The sequence below is a fragment of the Streptomyces odontomachi genome (genome assembly GCF_024435355.1).
Lineage (GTDB): Bacteria > Actinomycetota > Actinomycetes > Streptomycetales > Streptomycetaceae > Streptomyces > Streptomyces odontomachi.
In genome coordinates this window covers 247220-269697 of the sequence record NZ_JAMJWG010000015.1, presented here as the reverse complement: position 1 = coordinate 269697, position 22478 = coordinate 247220, and the positions used below count along the sequence as shown (strand labels likewise).

Genomic DNA, 22478 nt, shown 5'->3' with positions numbered 1-22478 from the left:
TGTACTGATGGGTCCATGTGGCGCATCGTCGTCTCACCGGCTACCGGATCCTGCCATTCCGGCGTCCGCACGTAACCGGCCGGGAGGAAGGGCGAGCATGCTGACACTGCGCGGTACCTGGATGCGCGGCGGCACGAGCAAGTGCTGGCTGTTCACGGCGGAGGACGTCGCGGCGGCCGGGGCGCCACTCGACGCGGTGCTGACGGCGGCCTTCGGGGCGGCCGACCCGCGGCAGATCGACGGCGTGGGCGGTGCGACGTCCACCACGTCGAAGGCCACGATCATCCATCGGGCCACGGACCACGACACGGACGTCGCGTACGCCTTCGCCCAGGTCGGCATCGGCGCGGACAGCGTCGAGTGGGGCAGCGACTGCGGAAACTGCGCCACCGCGATCGGCCTGTACGCGGTGCAGACCGGCATGGTCGCGCCGCACGGCGACCGCACCACCGTCCGGATGCGGAACATCAACACCGGCGCCCGGCTGACCACCACGGTCGCCACCCCCGGAGGCCGGGTCCCCGAGTCGGGGGCGGCGACGGTGCCGGGGGTGCACATCGGCGGGGTCCCGGTGGACCTGACGTACGTGGCACCGGCCGGCACCACCACCGGCCTGCTGCTGCCCACCGGCAACCCGGTGGACACCGTGGAGTCCGGCGGCAGCCGGGTCCCGGCCACGCTGGTGGACGCCGGTGCGCCCGCCGCGCTGATCGACGCCGCTGCGGTCGGCTGGAGCGCCATCGCGTCGATCGCCACGCTGCTGCCCCAGCTGACCGGGCTGCGCCGGGCCGCAGCGCTCGCCATGGGGCTGGCCAAGGAGAGCGACCCGGTCAGCCATGCGGTGCCGAAGGTGGGCCTGGTCGGCCCGCCCGCCGACTACCGCACCACCGAAGGCACCCTGGTCCGCAAGGACGCGTACGACCTCGCCGTGCGTATGGTGTCGATGCATGCGCCGCACCCGTCGATCGGTCTGACCTCGGCCGTCGCCATCGCCGCCGCCGCCGGGGTGCCCGGCGGTGTGGTGGCACGGGCGCTCCCCCGCGTTCCCCGTCCCGGGCAGTCGGCCACCCTGCGGCTCGGCACGCCGGTCGGGGTGGTCACGGTGCAGCGTGAGGACGACGGCTCCGGCGCCGTGCGCGCGGTCACCATGCCCCGGGCGGCCCGCCGGATCGCGGTCGCGGAGCTCTACGTACCGCTGGGGACACGGCAGGCGCAGGCCGCCGCCACGACGCCCGTGCACGCGCCCGCCTGACCGGGCCGCCCGCACCGCCATGAACTCCCCATACCGACTTGAATCACCGTGGACCACCTGAAAGACCCTGGATCACCAGATCCACCCGATCCACCCGATCCACCCGCACCACCAGAAAGAAGCACACCCTCCATGACCGAGAAGTGGGACGTCATCGTCGTCGGCGCGGGAAACGCCGGCTTCAGCGCGGCACAGTCCGCCCGCCAGGGCGGTGCACGGGTGCTGCTGCTGGAGAAGGCCCCCCGGGCCTGGGCCGGCGGCAACTCGTACTTCACCGCGGGGGCCATGCGCACCGGCCACGGCGGCCTCGACGACCTGCTCACGCTGGTCGAGCCGCTGCCCGCGGACCGCGCCGGACGCGTCGACCTCGGCCCGTACCCGGCTCAGGACTTCCTGGACGACCTGGTCCGGGTGACCCGGGGCCGTACCGACCGGGAGCTGGCCGAGCTGCTGACCGAAGAGTCACGCGAGACGATGACCTGGCTGCGGGAGCTGGGGCTCCGCTTCGAGCTGATGTTCCACCGGCAGGCCTACGAGGTCGACGGGCGGTACCGCTTCTGGGGCGGTCTCGCGGTCGGCGTCGTCGGCGGCGGCAAGGGCATGATCGAGCAGCACCTGGCCGCTGCCGAGCGGGCCGGCATCGAGGTCCGGTTCGACAGCCCGGTCACGGACCTGATCGTGGACGGCGGCGCGGTGGGCGGCGTGGTGCTCGCCGACGGTTCCCGCATCGAAGCCGGCGGCACCGTGCTGACCAGCGGCGGCTTCGAGGCCAATGCGCAGATGCGGGCCGCCTACCTGGGCCCCGGCTGGGACCTCGCCCTGGTGCGCGGCACGCCGCACAACACCGGCGACGGCCTGCGCATGGCCCTGGCGGCGGGTGCACGGCCGTACGGCCACTGGAGCGGCTGCCACTCGGTGGCCTGGGACAGCGGGGCCCGGCCCACCGGCGACCGGGAGCTGACCAACCAGCTCACCCGGGGCGGCTACCCGTTCGGCATCGTGGTCAACTCCGAGGGCCGCCGCTTCGTCGACGAGGGCGCCGACTACCGCAACTACACCTACGCCAAGTACGGCGCCGAGATCCTGCGGCAGCCCGGCGGCATCGCCTACCAGATCTTCGACGCCCGGTCGGCGCCGCTGCTGCGCCCCGAGGAGTACGCCTCCGAAGGCGTCACCAAGGTCGAGTCGGACACCCTGGAGGGTCTGGCCAAGCAGCTGGGCCTGGACGAGGGCCGGCTGGTGGAGACCGTCGGGCGGTTCAACGCCGCGATCGCCCCGGGCGGCGACTTCGACCCGACCGTGAAGGACGGCTGCCGCACGGAAGGGCTCACCCCGCCCAAGTCCAACTGGGCACGCGCCCTGGACACCCCGCCGTACGCGGCCTTCCCGGTGACCTGCGGGGTCACGTTCACCTTCGGTGGGCTGCACATCGACCGCGAGGCGCGGGTGCTGGACACCGGCGGGAGCCCGCTGCCGGGCCTGTACGCGGCCGGTGAGCTGGTCGGCGGCCTGTTCTGGTTCAACTATCCCGGCGGTTCGGGACTCACCGCCGGTTCCGTCTTCGGCCGCCGGGCCGGGCGCTCGGCGGCCGGTGGTTCCCGCTGACGGCCCCTCGCGAGGAGCACACCCCGCAAAAGGAGAACGCTCATCTTCGTCAAGGAGGACGCACCATGAGCGCTGCACAACTCGCCGCACGGCTCGACAGGCTCCCGATCGGCCGGTTCCACCGCACGGTGCTCTACGCGCTGGCCGTCGCCTTCGTCTTCGAGTTCGGCGATCTGAACACCTTCGCCTACGTGGCCCCCGCGCTGAAGGAACACGTGGGGCTGAGCGTCGACGACATCGCCTTCGTCACCTCGGCGTCGTTCCTGGGGATGTTCCTCGGGGCGGTGGGCGGCGGACGGTTCGCCGACCGGGTCGGGCGGCGCCGTGCGCTGCTGCTGTCGGTGGCCTTCTTCTCCCTGTTCTCGCTGCTCAACGCGGTCGCGTCCAGCGTTCCTACGCTGGCCGCCGCGCGGCTGCTGACCGGGCTCGGGCTGTCCGCCATGACGGTGGCCGCCACGACCTACATCTCCGAGGTGATGCCCGCCGCGCACCGCGGGCGGATGCAGGCCGGCGTGATGGCGATCGGTCTGCTCGGCATCCCCGTGATGTCGTTCACCGCGCGCGGGGTGATCCCGCTGTCCACGGACAGCTGGCGGTTCGTGTTCGTCTTCGGCGCGGTGGGCGCGCTGGCGCTGCCGCTGATCGCGCGGCTGCCGGAGAGCCCCCGCTGGTCCATGCGGCACGGCGACGCGGAACGCGCCGAGGCGGTGCTGAGGCGCATCGAGACGGGCATCGAGGCGGCCGGCGGCACCCTGCCGGAACCCGCCGCCACCGAGGCCGACGGCGGTGCCCCCGCCGCCAGGGCCGGCTACCGCGCCCTGCTGCGCGGCGGGCTCGGCCGCCGCACCCTGCTGCTCGCGGTCGCGTGGATCTTCCAGACCCTGGGCTTCTACGGCTTCGTGGCCTGGGTCCCCACCCTCCTCGCCGACCACGGCTTCGACCTCGAGCACAGCCTCATGTTCTCGGCGCTCACCACGCTGGGCGCGGTGCCCGGCGCCCTGCTGGCCTGGCCGATCTCGGACCGGTTCGGCCGCAAGGCACCGATCGTGATCGTCTCGATCGGGGTGGCGGTGTGCGGCCTGGCGTACGGGCTGACGTTCAACTACGTGGCGATCGTGGTGTTCGGCTTCTGCGTCAACGCCCTCATCCAGACCTTCGCGGCGCTGCTGTACGCGTACACGCCCGAGCTGTACCCCACCGAGCTGCGCAACTCCGGCAACGGCCTGGTCTACGGTCTGGGCCGGCTCAGCAACATCGTCGGCCCGCTGATCATCGCCGGCATCTACGACGGCTACGGCTACAAGCCGGTGTTCGTCTGGATCGCCGCGTGCTGGACGATCGTCGCGCTCGCCGTCGGCGTCTTCGGTCCACGCACCGGAAAGCACCGTCTGGAGCAGCTGGAGCGTACGGTGCCCGAGCCGGGCGGTGCCCCTGTCGGCTCCGGCGCCGCCCCCTCCGCGGACGTGCCCGCGGATGTGCCCGCGGCCGCGGCGGCGCGGGCCCGGGAGGCCGGCTAGGCGCCGGGCCTCCGGCCGGGGGTGCGCACCAACCCGGGAGCCCGGCTGAGCGGTCGGCCGCCGGCCGGGGGCACGCACGAAGGGGCGCGGGGCTGTGACATTGTGCGGCTCCGCCGCGTGGGCGCGACCAGCCACGACGCGACCTTGCAGTTCGCCACCGACCCGAAGGGGCTGTTTCTGTCGCATCCGGACCACCGGCCGGTGGGGGCTGATCGCGCAGTTCCCCGCGCCCCTTTTCAGGTGCCTCCGGCGCGACCGGCAGGGGAGCTGGGGCGCGCCTCATGCGCCCAGCCCAACCGACTCAGCAGCTCGTGAGGACGACGAGCTGCTGGGTCGCTCGGGTCATGGCCACATAACGGTCGACCGCCCCTTCGACGCCTTCCCCGAAGTCCTCCGGGTCGACGAGGACGACGAGGTCGAATTCGAGGCCCTTGGCCAGCTGCGGGGTCAGGGAGCGCACCCGGGGGGTCGCCCGGAAGTCGGGATCGCCGATGACGCAGGCGATCCCGTCGTCGTGTGCGGACAGCCAGGTGTCGAGGATCGCTGCCAGGTCCGCGACGGATCCGTGGCCGACGGGGACGCCGCTACCGCGGATCGACGTCGGCACGTTGGCGTCCGGGAGCACCGCGCGGATGACCGGCTCGGCTGCCGCCATGACCTCCTCCGGCGTCCGGTAGTTGATGCTCAGGGAGGCCACGGTGATCCGATCGAGTCCGACGCGTTCGAGCCGTTCCTGCCATGACTCGGTGAACCCGTGCCTGGCCTGGGCGCGGTCGCCGACGATGGTGAAGCTCCGGGACGGGCAGCGGAGCAGCAGCATCTGCCACTCCGCGTCGGTCAGCTCCTGGGCCTCGTCGACGACGACGTGCGCGAACGGGCCGGCGAGCCGGTCCCGGTCGGCGTCGGGCAGTTCGGCCTCGTTGACCAGGCTGACCTGGGCGTCCTGCCCCCGCAACATCCTCACCAGGCCCTCGCCGTCGTCACCGTCGGCGCCGGAGTCCCGCGCGGCCTCGATCAGGTTGTCGACGACATGCGTCATCTGCTCCTGCTGGGCCGCGAGGATGCCCGCCTGCCGGCGCATGCGGCGGGCCGCCTCCGGGTCGCCGAGCCGCTGCCGAGCGGCGTCCAGCAGCGGCAGGTCGGACACCGTCCAGGCCTGCGGCGCCGCCTTGCGCCGCAGCCTGCGCACCTCGTCGGCGCTGAGCCAGGGCGCGCACATCCGCAGGTAGGCGGGCACCGACCACAGGTCCCCGACGAGGTCGGCCGCCCCGATCAGGGGCCAGGCCCGGTTGAGGGTGGTGACCAGCTCCTCGTCGTGCCGCAACGACCTGCCCAGCAGCTCGGGCGAGACCTCCGCGCCGAGACCGTCGAGCTTGTCCAGCACGATGGCGGCCAGCTCCGCCCAGATCTGCTCGCGCGCCTCGTTGTGCGGAGTACCGGGCTCCGGCGCCTCGAACGCCTGGGTCCAGTCGTCGGCGCTCAGCCAGACGTCCGACCAGTGCGTGGTGACCGTCATGCCCTCGGCGGGCGGCTCCTCGTAGAACCTCACCGCCGCCTCGATCGCTTTCACCATGTCCGCGGACGACTTCAGGCGGGCCGCCTCCGGGTCGGCCTCGACCGCGGCCCCGGCTCCCTCGGGGACGAGGTCCCGCAGGGTGCAGGTCTGCACGCCCTCCTCCCCGAGGCTGGGCAGTACGTCGGCGACGTAGTCCAGGTAGGGCTGGTGCGGCCCGACGAACAGCACGCCGCCCCGCCGGTGACCGCCGAGGCGGGGGTCGGAGTAGAGCAGGTAGGCGCTGCGGTGCAGGGCGACGACGGTCTTCCCGGTACCCGGGCCGCCGTCGACGACCAGCGCGCCACGGGAGCCGGCCCGGATGACGGTGTCCTGGTCGGCCTGGATGGTGGCGAGCACGTCACGCATCCGCGCCGACCGGCTGCCGCCCAGGCTGGCGATGAAGGCGGACTGGTCGTCGAGCGCGGCATGGCCCTCCAGACCGTCGGCGGTGAACACCTCGTCCCAGTAGTCACTGATCCGCCCACCGGTCCAGCGGTATCTGCGGCGGCTTGCCAACCCCATCGGCTGGGCGTGCGTCGCCGCGAAGAACGGCTCGGCCGCGGGGGAACGCCAGTCGAGCAGCAGCCGGCGCCCCGTGCTGTCGGTCAGGCCGAGGCGCCCGATGTACACGGGCTGCGGGTCGTCCGTGCTGACGATGTGCCCGAGGCACAGGTCGAGACCGAAGCGACGCAGGGCGCGCAGCCGGCCGGTCAGCCGGTGCACCTCCACGTCCCGGTCCATCGCCTGCCGCCCGATGCCGCCCGGCGACTTCAGCACGGCGTCGAGACGCTCGGACAGTTCGGCGATCGTTTGCTCCAGGCTTTCCGCGATGGCCGCGAAATGCCGCTCGTCGGCGGCGATCAGCGCCGGGTCCGCCTTGGGAGCCAGATGATCGGAAAGGTCAAACGCGTTGGTGGTCACACGCACTTCGGCAAACTCCCGTTTACGCAGCGGCTGGCATGGGCCAGCGATTCTGCGACATAACGGGGGCCTTGCCGCAAGCCCCCCTGTGTGCTATAGATTTTTACTGGCGGGAGACGAGGGCTGTCAGGCACCTCTCCCGTCTTTTTCTTTCGCGTGTCCTGTCGGACGCGGTTTCCCTTCGTATTTCTGATGCACGTATGTGATGCGTGTATCTGATGCGTGCATCTGACCTACGGATCTGACGCGCGTATCTGACGCGCGTATCTGACTCGCGGATCTGACCTACGGACCTGACCTACGGACCTGACTCGCGGATCTGACCTACGGACCTGACCTACGGACCTGACTCGCAGATCTGACCTACGGACCTGACCTACGGACCTGACTCGCAGATCTGACTCGCGCGATTCTCTTCTCTCTTCCAGTCGTTCCGGGCCCTCCCCTTGCTCCGTGCCCTCCCCGGTTGCAGCTCGACGGTCTCGCCTGGCCCCGGGTGCCTACCCTGGGCCTGCCGCGTCCGTCACTCCCCGGTCCCCCGGGAGTCAGGAGTCCGACCCCATGAGCACCGCCCCGGAGCCCACCGCCCCCGAAGCCACCGCCGCCGACTCCGCTGCCGTCCCCGGCTCCGCCACCCCGCGCACCGTGGCCTTCATAGGGCTCGGCGTGATGGGTGGCCCCATGGCCGCCAACCTGGTCCGGCACGGCCACCGGGTCATCGGGTTCAACCGCAGCAGGCCCGCTGTGGACCGGCTCGTCGCGGCGGGCGGTGAGGCGGCGGCCGGCGTGGCGGACGCGGTTCGGGAAGCCGAGATCGTCTTCACCATGCTGCCGGACTCGCCGGACGTGGAGTCCGTCGTCCTCGGCGCCGACGGCGTCCTCGCCCAGGCACGTCCCGGCACCCGGGTGATCGACATGTCCACGATCCGCCCGGACGTGGCCCGCCGCCTCGCCGAGGCCGGTGCCGAGCGCGGCATCCCCGTGCTCGACGCGCCGGTCAGCGGGGGCGAGGCGGGCGCCAAGGAGGGGGTGCTGTCGGTGATGGTCGGCGGGACGCCCGAGGACTTCGCCGCGGTGCGGCCGGTGCTCGCCGCGCTGGGCACGACCATCGTGCACGTCGGCCCGGCCGGCAGCGGCCAGACCGTCAAGGCCGCCAACCAGCTGATCACCGCCGGGAACCTCCAAATGCTCGCCGAGGCCCTGGTGTTCCTCGAGGCGCACGAGGTGGACACCGCCTCCGCGCTGGAGGTCATCGGCGGTGGCCTCGCGGGCAGCACCATCCTCGCCCGCAAGGGCGCGGCGATGCGGGAGCGGAACTTCCAGCCCGGTTTCCGCGCCGAACTGCACCACAAGGACCTGGGCATCGTGCAGTCCGCCGCCCGCGACGCACGGCTGGTGCTGCCGCTGACCGCGCTGGTCGCCCAGCTGATCGCCGCCCTCAACGCCCGCGGCGAGGGGCATTTGGACCACTCCGCGCTGGTGACGCTGGTGGAGACGTTCTCGGGACGGCGGCAGCCGTAGGGCACGCCACGGTCACCCCGCCGCGTCGTCCCTCGTCAGGCCGCCCCTCGTCGCGTCGCCCTCGCTGCATCGAAGCATGTCAACATAGACGTATGTCGAAAACGAGGCCGCCGATGCGCGTGGCGCCCGTCGTGCCCGCGGCCACGGGGCTGCCGTGCTGCCCGCCGCTGACCGAGCGGCCCATGACCGGCGCGGAGGCCGAGACGGTCGCGCGGATGTTCAAGGCGCTCGGCGATCCGGTGCGGCTGCGGCTGTTCTCCCTGATCGCGGCGTACGACGGCGGTGAGGCGTGCGTGTGCAACATCTCCGACGTCGGCGTCTCCCAGCCGACCGTCTCCCACCACCTGAAGAAGCTCAAGGAGGCCGGGCTGCTCAGCTCCGAGCGGCGCGGCACCTGGGTCTACTACCGCGCCGAGCCGGCGGCGCTCGCCGCGCTCGGCCGGCTGCTCGGAGCCGCGGAGGCGGGAAGAGTCCCACCCACTTCTCGCGGGTCCTGATTGCGCGGTGCGCGGGTTATGCGTCCGCTTCTCCGCGTCGGTTTCCGGGCTCTTCCCGTCACTTTCCATGGAACCACCCCGAGCCGCCTCATGCCACACACCTCTCGCCGCCGGCCAGATCCGGCCGAACAGGACCGCACAGCGCCCTGCGGGTAGCGTGGAAAGCGTTCCGGAATCCGTCGGCCATACGCCCCGCAGCGAAAATCACCGCCGGCCCGTGAGGAATCAGGGGAATCAGCCGTGGAGAGCTCGGAGGGCATTCCCGTACCGCTGCCGCAGCTGCGTCTCGATGAGCTGCTGGACGAGTTGCAGGCCCGTCTTGACGCGGCCCGCGGCACCCGGGACCGGGTGCACCGGCTGCTGGAGGCGGTGCTGTCCGTCGGGCGCGAGCTTGACCTGCGGCAGGTGCTGCGGCGCATCACGCAGGAGGCGGCCGTGCTCGTCGACGCGCGCTACGCCGCCCTCGGCGTGATCGCGCCGGACGGGAAACGGCTCTCGGACTTTCTGACCGCGGGCGTGAGCGAGGCGGACATCGCGGCGATCGGTCACTATCCGGAGGGGCACGGAATCCTCGGTGAGCTGATCCGGAATCCACGGCCGCTGCGTCTGCCGAAGATTTCCGAGCACCCGTCGTCGTATGGTTTCCCCGCGCACCATCCGCCCATGAACACCTTTCTCGGAGTTCCCATCCGGGTCCGTGACGAGGTCTTCGGCAATCTCTATCTCACCGAGAAGCGCGGCGGTGCGCTCTTCGACGAGGAGGACGAATCCGTGCTGTCCACCCTCGCCGTCGCCGCCGGGGTGGCCATCGACAACGCCCGGCTCTACGAGGAGTCGCAACGCCGCCAGCGGTGGTTGCAGGCGAACGCGGAGATCACCTACGCCCTGCTGTCCGGCAGCCCGCGCGAGAACGCGCTCGGGCTGATCGCCGAACGAGCCCGGGAGATCATGGTCGCCTCGCTGGCCGTCGTCGCCGTGCCGACGAGCGACCACGAGACGCTGGCGGTGGAGCTGGCGATCGGCGACCGGACGCGGGAGCACCACGGCCTGGTGCTGCCGGTGCGCGGCACCTTCATGGGCGCGGCGTTCACGTCCGGTGCCCCGGTGGTCAGCGCGAACGTCGCCGAGGACGTCCGGGCGACGGCGGGTCCGGCGCGCTTCGCCGGGCTCGGTCCCGCGGTGGCGGTGCCGATCGGCAGCGGTGCGGGCATCCGCGGGGTGGTACTGCTGGCGCGTCCGGCGGGCGAGACGGTCTTCTCCACGAAGGAGACCGAGCTGCTGCTCGCCTTCGCCGGGCAGGCGGCGGTGGCGATGGAGCTGGCCGACCGGCGCAGCGACACGGAGCAGATCGCGTTGCTCAAGGACCGCGACCGGATCGCCAGGGACCTGCACGACCTGGCGATCCAGCGGTTGTTCGCGACGGGGATGACGCTCCAGAGCGCGACACGCTTCATCGAGCGCCCGGAGGGCGCCGAGCGGGTCGAAGGCGCCATCAAGGACCTCGACGAGACCATCAAGATCATCCGTTCCACCATCTTCGGCCTGCGCAACCACGACGAGTCCGGCGGACCGGGCGGGCGGGGGCTGCGCAGCCGGGTGGTGCACGAGGTGGGCGAGGCGGCGGGGGTGCTGGGGTTCGCCCCCGCGGTGCGGATGGAGGGCCTGCTGGACACCCGGGTGCCCGGCGCCGTCGCCGACCAGGTGATGGCGGTGCTGTCGGAGGCCCTGAGCAACGTCGCCCGGCACGCCCGGGCCGAGCGGGCCGAGGTGTCCGTGCGGACGGACGGTGCCGTGGTCGCCCTGACGGTGACCGACGACGGCGTCGGCATCCCGCCCGGGGTGCACCGCAGCGGCCTGCGGAACCTGGCGGAACGGGCCGACCAGCTCGGCGGCTCGCTGAGCCTGACGGCGCCCCGGGGCGGCGGAACCACACTGACGTGGGAGGTACCGCTTCCGCCCGACTGACGGACGGCGCCCGCGACGGCGCCACTCGCGGTTGGGGGTGCCCCGTTGGGCACGGGGGCGACCTGACGGTTTCGTTGCGGCTGGGCGCGCCCGCGCGGCGGAGCCGCATATCGACACTGCCCCGCGCCCCTTGTGAGGCGCCTGCGCGCCCTCGAATCCGTACTGCCACGGCTTCCTGTGCTTCGGCCGAAGTGTGAGGGCTGCTGGGGCGCCTCGTGTCTCGACGTGGGTCGGGGTCGTGGGGGATGTACGTGCTCGGCCGGCGCGATTGCCCTGGACCGTCAGCGCACCGTGCGTCCTGCGGCGGTCCTGCGCGCGCACATCCCCCACGCCCCCTTCCGCCTCGTACGCGGCTGCGCCCCGGTGACACGCCTCCATAAGACCCCTTCCTGCGCCCGATAGGGCGACACCCCAGGGAAGGGTGAAGGAGAAAAATGACCATCGGGGGAAAGCCGCGGACGGCGAGAAGGTGCCGTGGGGGTATGTGCGCGCGCAGGGACCGCCGCAGGACGCACGCACACCCGACGGACTGGGGCAATCGCGCCGGCCCGAGCACGTACATACCCCCACGGCACCGACCCACCCACCCAGCTACAGCGGCCTCACCACCGATGAACCAGAACCCGAAAGGCACCGCCCCGCAAGAGCGCACCAGCGCTCCCAAGGGGCGCGGGGAACTGCGCAACAACCACGACAAACCGTCAGACCGCCCCAAGCCGCCCAACGGGGCACCCGGCCGCACCCGGCCACCGGCCGAAACCGGAAAACCCGGAAGAGGCGCCCCCCACGGGGCGCTACGGCCCCGTCGAGTCGCGGACGACCAGCCGGCACGGCAGGTGCGTCACCCCGGGCGTGATCTCGCCGTCGATGGCGCGCAGCAACCGCACCGCCGCGGCCCGCCCCAACTCGCCGAGGTCCATGTCGACGGTGGTGAGCGGCGGGCGGCAGGCGGTCGCCATCACGTCCCAGTTGTCGTAGCCGACCAGCGCGATGTCGTCCGGGACGACGCGCCCGCACTCGCGCAGGCTCTCGGCCACCCCGCGGGCGATCTGGTCACTGCCGCAGAAGATCGCGTCGCACTTCGGCTCGGCACGCAGCACCTGATGGACGGCCTGCCGGCCCCAGGGCTCGTTCCACTCCCCGTACAGCACCCGCCCGCCCGCGAGTTCGAGGCCCGCGGCGGAGAGGGCCTGTTCGACGGCGGCCGCCCGCACCCGGGACGAGTGGTGGCGGGCCGGTCCCGTGATGTGCGCGATGTGCCGGCGCCCGCCGGCCACCAGGTGGTCGATCGCGATGCTCGCGCCCTGCGCCTCGTCGGGGACCAGCGACATGTCGTCCTCGTCGGCCGAGGGCGCCATCGCGTACACCACCGGCACCTGCGGCGGTACCGGCAACGGCGGCCGGGGGTCCGTGCGGCGGCCGGTGACGATGATCCCGTCCACCCGGCGCGAGGCGAGCGCCTGGAGGTAGTGGCGCTCACGGATCGCGTCGCCCCGGGTGTCGCAGAGGAAGACCGAGATCTCCCCCGCGCCCAGCGCGTCCTCAGCGCCCAGCAGGACCGGCAGGCTGAAGCGCCCCACATGGTCGGTGGTGAGCAGTCCGACGGTGAAGCTGCGGCCGGCCAGCAGGCCGCGCGCCATCGCGTTGGGCCGGAAGCCGAGTTCACGGGCGGCGGCGGCGACCCGCTCGCGGGTCTCGGCGCGCAGCTTGCCCCGGTCGTTCAGGGCCTTGGACGCGGTACCCACGGAGACGCCCGCACGGGCGGCGACGTCGGTGATGGTGACGGGTGCGACGCCGGAGGTGCCGGCGTGGCGCGGGCGCCCCACACGGCCGCCGGGTGCGGCACCCCCGGCCGCCCTCGGTGCCGGCGCCGACGCCGGTGCAGACGCCGGTGCCGACGCAGAAGCCGCGTCGGGCACTTCCGCGGCCTCTTCCACTCTTCTCGGCAACCCTTTTCCTCTGCTGAGTCGGGCCTGGACACCGCACCGGTCCCGGGCTGCCGGGGCCATGGTCCAGCGGGACGAGGCGGGGGGACGCGCCGAGCGTAGCGCACGGTCGTACGAAATTCCGAACATGGCGAGGGCCTCTGCGGCTTCCCCAGAGAGGCTCTCTTGACCCTCCCGGAGGGCCACCCTAGCCTCCAGCGGGGAAAGTTAAGAAATCCTTTTCCTGTCGTATGCCTTCAGGCCGCCGTCGCGCACGTCCGCAGTACCGGGCGCACCGAACTCCGCTATGTGGTGCGCCAGTTGCACGGTCGGAGGGCGCCATACGGGTGTGGTTGCCCTTGGTCGCCCCGGGTTCGCCGCCGGGGCGGTGAAGTGACCGGGCGGGGGTGGCAGATGGTCGGGGCGCTCGGCGTGCCCTGGGCGGGGTTCGAGGGGTTGACCTGTCGCGGGTGACACCTTAGGTTGCGTGGCCAAAATAATAATTAATGTTTTTACCTAGGTTTCCCGCGCGCTCCGCGCCGGTCACCCCGGCCGGCCTGCTCTTCGGCTGGGGGTCCGGCCCGTCGCGGAGCGACTGTGGACCACGGCATCCCCCGGGAAAGCGCCGTACCGGTCGTGGTGACATCGAACGAGGGAGTTCCATGGAGCACAACCGACCGGCCCGCAGGTCCGTGCTGGGGCTGGGCGCCGCCGCGCTCGCCGCCGGCCCTGCGCTGGCCGGCTGTGCCGGTTCGGCCAGCGCGGCGCGCATGACCTCCGAGGCACCGCACCGCCCGGGCCGCCGCGTGGAGTTGGTCTTCTGGACCTGGGTCCCGTTGCAGAAGGCCGTCGACCTGTGGAACCGCACGCATCCCGACATCCACGTCGAGGTGCAGCTGATCCCGGCGAACACCACCGGCGGCTACCAGAAGATGTACTCGTCGCTGCGCGCCGGCAACCCGCCGGACCTCGCCCAGGTCGAGTACCAGGAACTGCCCGCCTTCATGCTGGTGCAGGGCCTGACCGACCTCAGTGCCTACGGCGCCGACGCGCTGCGCGACCACTACGTGCCCTGGCAGTGGCAGCAGGGCGTCTTCGGCGGCCACGTCTACACGATTCCGCAGGCGTCCGGGCCGATGGGCATGTTCTACCGCAGGGACCTGCTGGCCCGCTGGGGCGTCAAGGCGCCCACCACCTGGCAGGAGTACGAGGACGCGGCCCGCGCGGTGCGCCGCAAGGGGTCGTACATCTGCGCGTTCCCGCCCAACCAGGCCAGCTGGTTCATCGCCTTCGCCTGGCAGAACGGTGCCCGCTGGATCCGCACCGACGGCGACACCTGGGTCGTCGACATCGACAACGCCGCCTCCCGGCAGGTCGCCGGCTACTGGGACCGCATGGTCGGCGACGGCCTGGTGCTGGTCGAGCCCGACATGCAGAGCGGCTGGTACAAGGACCTCCAGGACGGCCGGGTCCTCACCTGGCTCGCCGCGCAGTGGGGTGACGCGCTGCTGCGCGGCAACGCCCCCAGCACCTCGGGCAAGTGGGCGGTGACCACGCTCCCCCAGTGGCGGGCCGGGCAGAGCGCCTCGGCGAACTGGGGCGGCTCCTCCACCGCGATCCTCCAGGGCAGCCGGCACCCCGAGGAAGCCCTTCGGTTCGCCCACTGGCTGAACACCGACCCGGACAGCATCGACCTGCTGGTGCCGGCCGGATACGGCTGGCCGGCCGCCCGTGACGTCTTCCAGGGGTCCGCGCTCGACAAGCCCGACCCGTTCTTCGGCGGCCAGCGCTACAACACCGTCTTCGCCGCGTCCGACAAGCACGTGGACACCTCCTGGAAGTGGCCACCCACCACCGACGCCCTCTACTCGCACCTCACCGACGCCCTGGAGAAGGCCGCATCGGGCCACGGCACGTTCACCGACGCGCTGGCCGACGTCCAGGCACGCGCGGTGGACGACCTGCTGGCCAAGGGACTGAAGGCGAGGAGCGCCGCATGAGCCGGCCCGACAGTGCCACGACCGCCGCACCGGACACCGCAGCACCCGCGACCGGCAAGCCGCCGGGGAGCGGCGACACGCCCCGCCGGCGCCGCCCCGACCGCGCCGCCTGGGGCTTCCTCGCACCCTTCGTCGCCCTCTTCGCCTTCACCTTCGCCGCGCCGGTGGGCTACGCGGTGTACCAGAGCCTGCTGACCGTGCACCGCTCCGGGCCGCAGGGGCTCGGGCACAGCACGGTCGGCTTCGGCGGTCTGGCCAACTACCGGCTCGCCCTCGCCCAGCAGGACTTCCTGGAGGGCTTCGGCCGGGTGCTGCTGTTCGGCGTGGTGATGGTGCCGTTGATGATCGTGCTGTCCACCGCGCTGGCGCTGCTGCTCCAGGCCGCCTCGCAGCGCTGGGCGCAGTTCTTCCGGGCCGCCTACTTCCTGCCGTACGGGGTGCCGGGCGTGATCGCGTCCGTGCTGTGGGGCTTCCTGTACGTGCCCGGGGTCAGCCCGATCAGCGACATCCTGGGGCACATCGGTCTCGAGCCCGACTTCCTCGGCTACGACGGCGTGCTGTGGTCCATCACCAACATCGTGATCTGGGAGTTCGCCGGGTACAACATGCTGGTCCTGACGGCCCAGTTGCAGTCCATCCCGCAGGAGCTCTACGAGGCCGCGCGCATCGACGCCGCGAACGCCTGGCAGGTCGCCTGGCACATCAAGCTGCCGCTGATCCGCCCGGCCCTGGTGCTCACCACCGTCTTCTCCATCATCGGCACCCTCCAGCTGTTCGTGGAACCGCTGGTGATCAAGCCGCTGACGTCCGCGGTGAACATGCACTACACGCCCAACCTGGCCGCCTACAACGAGGCGTTCGCCAACAACAACGTCTACCTGGCCGCCGCCGAGTCGGTGCTGCTCGCCCTCGTGGCCTGCGTCCTGTCGTTCGGCTTCCTCGCCCTGGTGAACCGCAGCAGCCGAAGGAGCAAGCGGTGAGCGCGACCACGACCCCTCCCGCCGGCAGCGCTCACAGCGCCGGCAGCACCGACAGCGCCGACGGCACCGGGCGCACCCCCGCGCGCGCCGGTGCCGCGCCCGCCGCCGGGCGCCCCCGGGTGCACCCGTCCCGCGTCCTGCTGTACGTCGCCCTCGCGGCGGGCGCCGGATACTTCCTGCTGCCCATCTACTGGCTGGTGGTGGCCTCCACCAAGTCCACCGGCGACCTCTTCGGCACCTTCGGGCTCTGGTTCGAGCACCCCCGCTGGTGGCACAACCTGTCGTCGGTGGTCACCTACGACCACCACATCTACCTGCACTGGGTGCTCAACAGCCTGCTGTACGCGGGCGTCGGCGCGGTGGCCGCGACCCTGCTGGCCGCCTCGGCCGGGTTCGCGCTGGCCAAGTACCGCTTCGCGGGGCGCGAGGCGGTGTTCCGCAGCGTGCTCGCCGGGGTGCTGCTGCCCACCACGGCGCTGGCCCTGCCGATGTACCTGATGTTCAGCCGGCTGCACCTGGCGAACACCTACTGGGCCATCCTGCTGCCCAGCGTGGTCAGCCCGTTCGGCGTCTACCTGTGCCGGATCTACGCCGAGGCCGCCGTGCCGGACACGGTGCTGGAGGCCGCCCGGGTGGACGGCGCCGGGGAGCCGCGGATCTTCTTCACGCTGGTGCTGCGGATCATGACCCCGGCACTGGTGACGGTCTTCCTCTTCCAGTTCGTGGGGATCTGGAACAACTACTTCCTGCCGCTGGTGATGCTCTCCGACGACTCCAAGTACCCGGTCACGCTGGGCCTGACCACCTGGCAGGCGACCGCTGACCGGATCCCGGAGATGGACCAGCTCACCATCGGCGGCGCCTTCGTCTCCGTCGTCCCGCTCGCCGCCGCCATGGTGGTACTCCAGCGGTTCTGGCGCACGGGTCTGACGGAGGGCAGCGTGAAGGGCTGACGGGCCGTCCGCCGGCGCTTTCCCGGTCGTACGGCACCACCACCGCAGCACCCAACAGTTCGGCGAACGGAGAGTCGGTATGCACATGCGTGGCACGGGCGCCCCGTTACCCCGCCGGTCACTGCTCGCCCTGGGCGCCGGCGCCGCCGGGTTGCTGGCCTTCCGACCGCTGGCGCAGGCGCAGGGGCGGCGGAAGGGCACCGCGGTTCTGCCGGACCACCCCTTCTCGCTCGGGGTGGCCTCCGGCGAACCGCGCCCCGACAGCATCGTGCTGTGGACGCGGCTCGCGCCGCAGCCGCTCGCCGACGACGGGTTCGGCGGGATGCCCCCGCGGTCGGTGCCGGTGCGCTGGGAGATCGCCGAGGACGAGGCGATGCACCGGGTGGTGCGCCGTGGCACGGCCACCGCGCGTCCCGAGCTGGCGCACGCGGTCCATGTGCAGGTCCGGGGTCTGCGCCCCGGGCGCGTGTACTGGTACCGGTTCTCCGCCGGCGGCCACCTCAGCGACGTGGCCCGCACCAGGACCGCGCCGCCGCCCGGCGCCACCGTCCCGCTGAACCTCGCCTTCGTCTCCTGCCAGGCCTGGGACGCCGGTTTCTACACCGCCTACCGGCACCTGCCCGACCAGGACCTGGACGCCGTCGTCCACCTGGGCGACTTCATCTACGAGAACGGCATCGGCACGTCCGGCGGGGTGCGCGGTGTCCCGCTGTCCCCCGCGCACGGCGCCGAGACGGTCACGCTGGAGCAGTACCGGCTGCGGCACGCGCTGGTCGGCTCCGACCCCGACCTGATCGCCGCCCGCCAGGCGGCGCCCTTCGTGACGCTCGTCGACGACCACGACGTGCAGGACAACTGGGCCGGGAACAGCGAGCCAACCGGGGCGACCCCGGAGAACTTCCTGCGCCGCCGGGCCGCCGCGTTCCGCGCCTTCTACGAGCACCTGCCGCTCGCCCCGGCCGCACTGCCCGGCGGCTTCACGATGCCGCTCGCACGGCGGCTCGACTTCGGCGCGCTGGCCTCCCTGTTCGTGCTGGACGAGCGGCAGTACCGCAGCCCGGAGGACATCGGACGGCGCACCGACCCGGACCGCACGATGCTCGGCACCGACCAGGAGCGCTGGCTGCTCGACGGTCTCGGCTCCTCGCACGCCACCTGGAACGTGCTGGCCAACCAGGTGATGATGTTCCAGCTCGACCGGCTCACCGACCCGGGCCTCCAGCAGCTCAACCCGGACACCTGGGACGGCTACGCGGCGGCACGCGGCCGGCTGCTGAACGGCGTCGTCGAGCGCCGGGTGGCCAATCCGATCGTCATGTCCGGCGACGCGCACGTGAACTGCGCGGCCGACCTGAAGCTGGACTTCGACGACCCCGACGCCAGGCCCGTCGCGACGGAGTTCCTCGGCACCTCGGTCACCTCCGGCGGCAACGGCACCGACATGACCGAGGGCGGCCGGGAGTGGCTGGCGTCCAACGCCCATCTGAAGTTCTTCAACAACCAGCGCGGCTATCTGCGCTGCCGGGTGACCCCGCAGCTGTGGACCACCGACTACCTGGTCGTCGACCAGGTGACCAAGCCGGGCGGCACCACCTCGCTGCGCAGGTCGTTCGTCGTCGAGGCGGGAAGGGCCGGGGTGCAGGATGCGTGAGAGAACGATCCGCGGCGCCTGGCGGGCGGCCCGCGGCCGCAGACGCCACGCCGCCGTCCTCGTGCCGCTGGTGGCCGCGGCTCTGGTGCTCGCCACGACGGGCCTGGCGACGGTGCACTGGCCGCTCAGCGCCGCGCGCGAGCCGGCGGGCACCTCGGGGGACGCGCTGGTGGTCTCCGCCGACCTCCAGGACGCCCTCCGCCCCGCCGACGCCGCCGACACCCGTGACCTGGACACCTTCGTGCGCCGGCTCACCGCCGGCACCCCGCGCCCACCCGACGTCCTGCTGCTGACGGAGGTGCTGGGCCCCGGCGCGCGCCATCTCGCCCGCGCGCTGGGCGAGGCCACGGGCGACCGCTACACGGCGCTGGTGGCGCCCGGCAGTAGCGTCTTCGCCTCCGACGCCTCGGTGCGCGAGTCGGCGATCGTCGTCAACACCACGACGATGGACACCGTCGAGCCCGGCCGCTTCGTACGGGTGCAGAGCGAGGACCAGGCGTACGCCGTACTCGCCCGGCACGGCACCCGGCTGCGGCTGCCGGTGGTCGCCGCGCACGCCGCCGGTGACCCGCTGCCCGCGGTGCGGGCCCTGCACGCGGTCGTCGACGGCAGCGGCGGCGGCGCCGGCAAGGGCGACGACAGCGACGGCATCGACACGGTGCCCGTGCTCGGCGGTGACTACCGCTCAGGGCGGTGCGTCGACCCGGCGCCCCTCCAACCCGTCGACTGCGCGGCGGGCGCCTTCTGGACGACGCTGACCGAGACCTACGGCTACGAGGACGCGTTCTTCTCGCGCTCCGCCGCCGCGACGGTGCGCCAGAGCGGGTACGTCTTCGCGCACGGCACCGTCAAGGACGCCCACGTGGACACCGCGTACGCCGCCGACCTGCCGGACCGTGCCGCGTGCAAGGCGGACTTCGACGCCGGCCGGTCCGCCGAGGCGTCCGCGCGGTGCCGGGCGGACTACTACGCCGACGCGCCGTTCGGCTGGGCGGTGCTGACGGCCGGGCAGCCGATCACCCGCGCGGCCGTGCCGGGCAGGGTCACCCTGGACCACTGCGAACTCGGCGTCCGCAAGGGCGCCACGCTCGCCCGGGTGGTCAACAACACCGACCAGGACCTCACCGACCAGGTCACCGCGACGGCGACCGCGCCCCTGACGGTCGAGCCCGCCACCGGCACGCTCACCGTGCCCGCCGGGCAGGCGGCGACGCTGCCCGTACGGATCTCGGCACCCTACGAGGGCGCTGACGGCACCGGCGGCACCACGAACACCGCCGAGGACCCGACCACCGGACAGGTCACGGTGACCGTCGGCGGCGTACGCACCGACGTGACGGTGTCGCTGCCCGCCGACTGCACGGAGGCGCCGGCCATCGCGACGAGCTACCACCCCGGGCGGCCGCCCGAGGACGCCGTCGACGGCGACATCGACACCTTCTGGCACTCGGAGTACTCCCCGCCGCACCCGCTGCCCCAGTCGATCACCGTGAACCTGAAGGCGCCGAAGCAGATCCACGCCCTCACCTACCAGCCGCGCTTCGACGGCAACCTGAACGGCACCATCACCGCCTACAACGTCTACGTCTCCACCGACGGCCAGGACTTCGCCAAGGTCGCCGACGGCACCTGGCCGGCCGACGCCCGCCTGAAGACGGCCGACTTCGACCCCGTCACGGCCCGCTACGTCCGCCTCGAAGCGACGTCGGCGAGCGGCGGCTCGTTCTGCTCGGCGGCGGAGATCGCGGTGGAGTAGCGGAGTAGGGGAACAGGAGATGGACCGGGCGGCCGGGTCCCGACGGTGGGACGGGATCCGGCTCAGCCCCACGCCCCCGCGGCCAGCGCCGCCCCCGCGAACGCCGCGCCGAGCCCGGCCGCCACGCTGAGCACGACGTTGAGCACGGCGAACAGCCGGGCGCCGTCCTCGGCCAGCCGCAGCGTCTCGTAGGAGAAGGTGGAGTACGTGGTCAGGGCGCCGCACAGGCCGGTGCCGAGCAGCAGGCGGACCGGCTCGGACGCGGCGCCCGCGAGCGCCGCGCCGGTGACCAGGCCGAGCACCAGGCTGCCGGCCACGTTGACGAGGAACGTGCCCCAGGGGAAGACGGTGTCGTGCCGGGCCTGCACGCCGCGGTCGGTCAGGTAGCGCAGCGGCGCGCCGACCATGGCGCCGGCCACCACGAGGAGCCAGTTCACCGTGGCGTTCCCCCGTTGGTGGGACCGCCCGGAGTGTCGCGGGCCGTACCGCCGGATGCCCCGCCGGGCGGCTCCGCACCGCGTGCGGCGTAGCGGATCACCCGGCACTCGTCGAGCGTGACCAGGCCCTCGGTGACGAGTTCGTCGAGCTGGGGCAGGAAGGCGTGGATGCGTTCCGCGGTGTCGATGATGACGACGGCGACGGGCAGGTCCTCGCTCAGCGACAGCAGCCGGCTGGTGTGGATGAGCGACGAGGCGCCGAAGCCCTCGATGCCGCGGAAGACCGAGGCGCCGGCGAGACCGGCCTGGTGGGCGCGGTGCACCAGCTCGGCGAACAGCGGCTTGTGGCGCCAGGTGTCGTGCTCGCCGACGTAGACCGTCAGGCGCAGCGCGGGCCCCGTCAGTCGCATTCTGCTCATCGTTGCCTCCACTGGATGACGCGCCGGCTGGCGTCCGCTGCGCCCCACACGGCCGCGAGCGCGGCGCACGGCGTCAGCGCCAGGTACGCCACGGCGACGCGCGGGTGGCCGTCGTCCACCAGCCGCTGGATGTCCACCGCGTAGGTGGAGAACGTGGTGAACCCGCCGAGCACCCCGGTACCGAAGAAGGGCCGCACCAGCCGGTGGGCGGCCCACACCTCGCTGATGACGGTCATGAAGACGCCCATGACGGCGCACCCCACGACGTTCACTCCCAGCGTCGTCCAGGGGAACGTGCCGGTCGCGGTCGGCCACAGCAGCGCGGCGCCGTAGCGTGCGCAGGCGCCGATCGCGCCGCCCAGGGACACCACCGCGACGACCGCGCCCTGTCCACGGCGGCGGCCACGCCGCTGCACGGGCACGCGCAGCCCCGCGCCGGACTGCGGCGGATCGTTCACCGTCGGGGGGCGGGCCTCGGCCACGCGCTCACCCTACTGGGAACGGAATCCGCCACTCCGTATCGGCGCCCCGGGAGGGTCGGACGACTCCGGATACCGGCCCCGTTCGTCGCGCCGGCCGGGTTCCTCATGGACGGCCTCGCCCCCGACGCACGCCCGGCACCGTGCGGCCGTTCGATATCGAGTTCCCCAAGATTTGACATCATGAGGCCGTGGTGCCGGTCGAAGGAGGACTCCGTGGCGCGAACAGTGATCGACGTCGATGACGAGATGCTGGCCGAAGCGGCGCAGATCTTCGGCACCACCACCAAGGTGGCCACGGTCAACGCGGCGCTGGAGGACGCCATCAAACGCCGCAAGCGTGCCTCCTTCCTGAGCTGGCTCGCCGAAGGAGGCCTGCCGGACCTCACCGGCCCCGTCGACGCCTCCGGAGACAACCACCGAGCCGCATGACCGAGCGTTTCCTGATCGACAAGTCCGCCCTCGCCCGTTACCCGAAGCCTGCCGTGCGCGCCGTGATCGACCCCTTGCACGCTGCGGGCCTGCTTGCCGTATGCGGCGCCGTCGAGCTTGAGGTTCTGCACGGTGCGCGCTCGAAGGCCGACGCGGAACGCATTCGTGACGAAATGCGGGGCTTCGACTGGCTCGCGACGCCCGACGAGGTGTGGGACCGCGCCTTGGAGGTGCGGACGCAGCTGATCGCCTCCGGCAACTGGCGGGCTCTCCCGGTGGCGGACCTGGTCATCGCGGCGACCGCCGAGCGGCACGGTGCCGTCGTCCTGCACTACGACGGTGACTACGACATGATCGCCACGGTCACCGGCCAGACCACCCGCTGGGTCGTCGCCCCCGGCACGACCGACTGACCCGGCTCGGCGCTGGCCGTCCTCAAGTCGTTCACGACGTACGACCGCGCGACGGTGGGCGTGATGCGCGACGCGTACCGGCGCCTCGGCCGCGAGCTGCACGCCGAACGCGCCGACCCGTGGCTGCGGCTGCATCCGTCGGACTGAACCCCGGCTGCACCCCGTCGGCCGGGCGGGGAGCTGACGGGGTGGCCCACCAG

General features: G+C 72.5%; 18 protein-coding genes. 13 read left to right on the top strand and 5 right to left on the bottom strand.

Annotation, left to right across the window (positions count from 1 at the left end; genetic code table 11):
* The first annotated feature begins 97 nt into the window (after positions 1-97).
* The 3 genes from NQO67_RS28485 to NQO67_RS28475 all read left to right on the top strand — a co-directional run bounded on the left by NQO67_RS28485 (position 98) and on the right by NQO67_RS28475 (position 4374).
* On the top strand, positions 98-1252 hold the full coding sequence (locus NQO67_RS28485; RefSeq protein WP_255953147.1) for a PrpF domain-containing protein: 1155 nt from the start codon (positions 98-100) through the stop codon (positions 1250-1252).
* A gap of 132 nt (positions 1253-1384) precedes the next feature.
* Entirely contained in the window at positions 1385-2857 is a 1473-nt protein-coding gene (gene tcuA, locus NQO67_RS28480) for an FAD-dependent tricarballylate dehydrogenase TcuA (protein WP_255953146.1), read from the top strand.
* A gap of 65 nt (positions 2858-2922) precedes the next feature.
* Positions 2923-4374, top strand: a complete 1452-nt coding sequence (locus tag NQO67_RS28475; protein WP_255953145.1) for an MFS transporter — start codon at positions 2923-2925, stop codon at positions 4372-4374.
* A gap of 301 nt (positions 4375-4675) precedes the next feature.
* On the opposite strand, the gene helR is transcribed toward NQO67_RS28475, so the two are convergent.
* Positions 4676-6856 carry an RNA polymerase recycling motor ATPase HelR gene (gene helR / locus NQO67_RS28470; protein ID WP_255953144.1) on the bottom strand — a complete coding sequence of 727 codons (2181 nt, stop codon included), beginning with the start codon at positions 6854-6856 and terminating at the stop codon, positions 4676-4678.
* A 555-nt stretch (positions 6857-7411) separates the two neighbouring features.
* On the opposite strand from helR, the gene NQO67_RS28465 reads away from it, so the two are divergent.
* The 3 genes from NQO67_RS28465 (at position 7412) to NQO67_RS28455 (ending at position 10833) form a co-directional block, all read left to right on the top strand.
* Positions 7412-8371 carry a 2-hydroxy-3-oxopropionate reductase gene (locus NQO67_RS28465; protein ID WP_255953143.1) on the top strand — a complete coding sequence of 320 codons (960 nt, stop codon included), beginning with the start codon at positions 7412-7414 and terminating at the stop codon, positions 8369-8371.
* 92 nt (positions 8372-8463) lie between these two features.
* Positions 8464-8868: an ArsR/SmtB family transcription factor gene (locus NQO67_RS28460; RefSeq protein WP_255953142.1), complete on the top strand. Its 405-nt coding sequence runs from the start codon at positions 8464-8466 to the stop codon at positions 8866-8868.
* Positions 8869-9108: 240 nt separating this feature from the next.
* Entirely contained in the window at positions 9109-10833 is a 1725-nt protein-coding gene (locus tag NQO67_RS28455; protein WP_255953141.1) for a sensor histidine kinase, read from the top strand.
* A gap of 794 nt (positions 10834-11627) precedes the next feature.
* Here NQO67_RS28455 and NQO67_RS28450 read toward each other — a convergent pair.
* Positions 11628-12659, bottom strand: coding sequence for a LacI family DNA-binding transcriptional regulator (locus tag NQO67_RS28450; protein WP_255953140.1), 1032 nt, complete (start codon positions 12657-12659; stop codon positions 11628-11630).
* Positions 12660-13420: 761 nt separating this feature from the next.
* Here NQO67_RS28450 and NQO67_RS28445 point away from each other — a divergent pair.
* The 5 genes from NQO67_RS28445 to NQO67_RS28425 all read left to right on the top strand — a co-directional run bounded on the left by NQO67_RS28445 (position 13421) and on the right by NQO67_RS28425 (position 20098).
* A complete protein-coding gene (locus NQO67_RS28445; RefSeq protein WP_255953139.1) occupies positions 13421-14758 on the top strand; it encodes an ABC transporter substrate-binding protein in 1338 nt (445 codons plus the stop codon).
* Positions 14755-15738, top strand: coding sequence for a carbohydrate ABC transporter permease (locus NQO67_RS28440; RefSeq protein ID WP_255953138.1), 984 nt, complete (start codon positions 14755-14757; stop codon positions 15736-15738). The genes NQO67_RS28445 and NQO67_RS28440 overlap by 4 nt, the downstream gene beginning before the upstream one ends.
* Positions 15739-15857: 119 nt before the next feature.
* The gene (locus NQO67_RS28435; protein WP_255953176.1) at positions 15858-16691 is read left to right on the top strand and encodes a carbohydrate ABC transporter permease; all 834 of its coding nucleotides are present in this window, start codon (positions 15858-15860) and stop codon (positions 16689-16691) included.
* Positions 16692-16770: 79 nt separating this feature from the next.
* The gene (locus NQO67_RS28430; protein ID WP_255953137.1) at positions 16771-18342 is read left to right on the top strand and encodes an alkaline phosphatase D family protein; all 1572 of its coding nucleotides are present in this window, start codon (positions 16771-16773) and stop codon (positions 18340-18342) included.
* Complete coding sequence (locus NQO67_RS28425) at positions 18335-20098, top strand: discoidin domain-containing protein (protein ID WP_255953136.1); 1764 nt, start codon at positions 18335-18337, stop codon at positions 20096-20098. The genes NQO67_RS28430 and NQO67_RS28425 overlap by 8 nt, the downstream gene beginning before the upstream one ends.
* Positions 20099-20160: 62 nt before the next feature.
* On the opposite strand, the gene crcB (NQO67_RS28420) is transcribed toward NQO67_RS28425, so the two are convergent.
* The 3 genes from crcB (NQO67_RS28420) to crcB (NQO67_RS28410) are packed head-to-tail and all read right to left on the bottom strand — an operon-like array spanning position 20161 to position 21436.
* Positions 20161-20535 (bottom strand): fluoride efflux transporter CrcB, encoded by a 375-nt coding sequence (gene crcB / locus NQO67_RS28420; protein WP_255953135.1) that lies wholly within the window; start codon positions 20533-20535, stop codon positions 20161-20163.
* The gene (locus NQO67_RS28415) at positions 20532-20945 is read right to left on the bottom strand and encodes a DUF190 domain-containing protein (RefSeq protein WP_255953175.1); all 414 of its coding nucleotides are present in this window, start codon (positions 20943-20945) and stop codon (positions 20532-20534) included. Before NQO67_RS28415 ends, crcB (NQO67_RS28420) begins: the two co-directional genes overlap by 4 nt.
* Positions 20946-20950: 5 nt before the next feature.
* A complete protein-coding gene (gene crcB, locus NQO67_RS28410; protein WP_374119178.1) occupies positions 20951-21436 on the bottom strand; it encodes a fluoride efflux transporter CrcB in 486 nt (161 codons plus the stop codon).
* Positions 21437-21649: 213 nt separating this feature from the next.
* Between crcB (NQO67_RS28410) and NQO67_RS28405 the strand changes: the two genes are divergently transcribed.
* Complete coding sequence (locus tag NQO67_RS28405; protein WP_255953134.1) at positions 21650-21865, top strand: type II toxin-antitoxin system VapB family antitoxin; 216 nt, start codon at positions 21650-21652, stop codon at positions 21863-21865.
* Positions 21862-22278, top strand: coding sequence for a PIN domain nuclease (locus NQO67_RS28400; RefSeq protein ID WP_255953133.1), 417 nt, complete (start codon positions 21862-21864; stop codon positions 22276-22278). Before NQO67_RS28405 ends, NQO67_RS28400 begins: the two co-directional genes overlap by 4 nt.
* Positions 22279-22478 lie beyond the last annotated feature (200 nt).

Excerpts from the sequence above, each read along its gene's own strand:
- NQO67_RS28485 (WP_255953147.1), top strand. The coding sequence starts at position 98 with ATGCTGACACTGCGCGGTACCTGGATGCGCGGCGGCACGAGCAAGTGC.
- tcuA (WP_255953146.1), top strand. The coding sequence starts at position 1,385 with ATGACCGAGAAGTGGGACGTCATCGTCGTCGGCGCGGGAAACGCCGGC.
- NQO67_RS28475 (WP_255953145.1), top strand. The coding sequence starts at position 2,923 with ATGAGCGCTGCACAACTCGCCGCACGGCTCGACAGGCTCCCGATCGGC.
- NQO67_RS28465 (WP_255953143.1), top strand. The coding sequence starts at position 7,412 with ATGAGCACCGCCCCGGAGCCCACCGCCCCCGAAGCCACCGCCGCCGAC.
- NQO67_RS28460 (WP_255953142.1), top strand. The coding sequence starts at position 8,464 with ATGTCGAAAACGAGGCCGCCGATGCGCGTGGCGCCCGTCGTGCCCGCG.
- NQO67_RS28445 (WP_255953139.1), top strand. The coding sequence starts at position 13,421 with ATGGAGCACAACCGACCGGCCCGCAGGTCCGTGCTGGGGCTGGGCGCC.
- NQO67_RS28440 (WP_255953138.1), top strand. The coding sequence starts at position 14,755 with ATGAGCCGGCCCGACAGTGCCACGACCGCCGCACCGGACACCGCAGCA.
- NQO67_RS28430 (WP_255953137.1), top strand. The coding sequence starts at position 16,771 with ATGCACATGCGTGGCACGGGCGCCCCGTTACCCCGCCGGTCACTGCTC.
- NQO67_RS28425 (WP_255953136.1), top strand. The coding sequence starts at position 18,335 with ATGCGTGAGAGAACGATCCGCGGCGCCTGGCGGGCGGCCCGCGGCCGC.
- NQO67_RS28415 (WP_255953175.1), bottom strand. The coding sequence starts at position 20,945 with ATGCGACTGACGGGGCCCGCGCTGCGCCTGACGGTCTACGTCGGCGAG.
- NQO67_RS28400 (WP_255953133.1), top strand. The coding sequence starts at position 21,862 with ATGACCGAGCGTTTCCTGATCGACAAGTCCGCCCTCGCCCGTTACCCG.